Raw genomic sequence first — 1,165 nt, 5'->3', positions numbered from 1 at the left:
GGTATATACATATTCCTAATCTTGTTATTCCCTATTTCAATATATTTTCAAAAACGAGGTCACATTTATTTTGTAAAGTATTTATTTTTAATTGGATATATGTTCATTGATCTCATTGATAATTTAATGATCTATTTACAAACAGATCGAGTATTTGAGAATGGAAATATGGTAGAGATATTTTTAATCTTGTTTTCACCGATATTTGTAAATAAAAAGTATTTTTATTTAGTCTCTTTTAGTGTAATTGGAAAGTATGCGTTTTTTTCATTATTACTACAAGATGTAAAAGTTATTATTCCGCTCGTTTTGTGCATCTTTTTTTCCATCATTTCACATTCTTTATTAAAAAGATTTCAGTCCTACGTTATGACAGTAATGGAGATGTTGAATAATGTAAAACAAACAGAAAACCTTGCATTAATTGGAACAATGTCTACAACAATTGCTCATGAAATTCGAAATCCGTTAACAGCTTTAAAAGGTTTTACTCAAATTCAAAAAGAGCGGAATCCAGATGATGCGATAAGTTATGAGATTATGTTACAAGAAATTGAGAGGATTAATGAGTTTGTTAGTGAATTGATGTTACTAGGAAAGCCAAAACCTAAAAACTATGAATGGTGTAACATGCAAGAGATTTTGTTATATGTTGTTCAATTGATGGAAAATTATGCGATCCAATATAATGTCAAAATTCATGTGCAAACAGATGGAGATTTGCCCACTATAAATGGTGATGAAAAACAATTAAAACAAGTATTATTAAATATTTTAAAAAATGGGATTGAGTCAATGTTAGAAGGTGGGAATCTCAAAATTCATGCATATAAAACAACGGAAGGAAATCTGTGCATTTGTATTGAGGATCAAGGATGCGGTATGGATAACGAGAAAATAAAGAAGCTTGGCAAAGCGTTTTATACGACAAAGGAAAATGGTACAGGGCTCGGTTTAATGATTACATATAAAATTATTGAGGAACATCAAGGGAATATTAATATTCAAAGTAACATTGGCATAGGTACAAAAGTAGAAATAACTTTGCCAACGATATAGATTTTAGAAACAAGAGCACTTTTCTGAAAAGTGCTCTTGTTGTGTAAATATAAACATTTTATGAAATGTTTTAAGAATGCTTTTTTTTATAAAACACTTAGTTTAT

General features: G+C 28.7%; 1 protein-coding gene. It reads left to right on the top strand.

Translation table 11 applies throughout. The features are described 5' to 3' along the window. The coding region (locus tag V7183_RS11105) for an ATP-binding protein (RefSeq protein ID WP_335359545.1) at positions 1 to 1,059 on the top strand (1,059 nt) is incomplete at its 5' end. Positions 1,060 to 1,165: the final 106 nt, after the last annotated feature.

The organism is Bacillus sp. JJ1127 (assembly GCF_036965845.1).
GTDB lineage: Bacteria > Bacillota > Bacilli > Bacillales > Bacillaceae_G > Bacillus_A.
The sequence above is the reverse complement of the archived record's forward strand: the minus strand, read 5'-3'. Positions and strand labels throughout refer to the sequence as shown.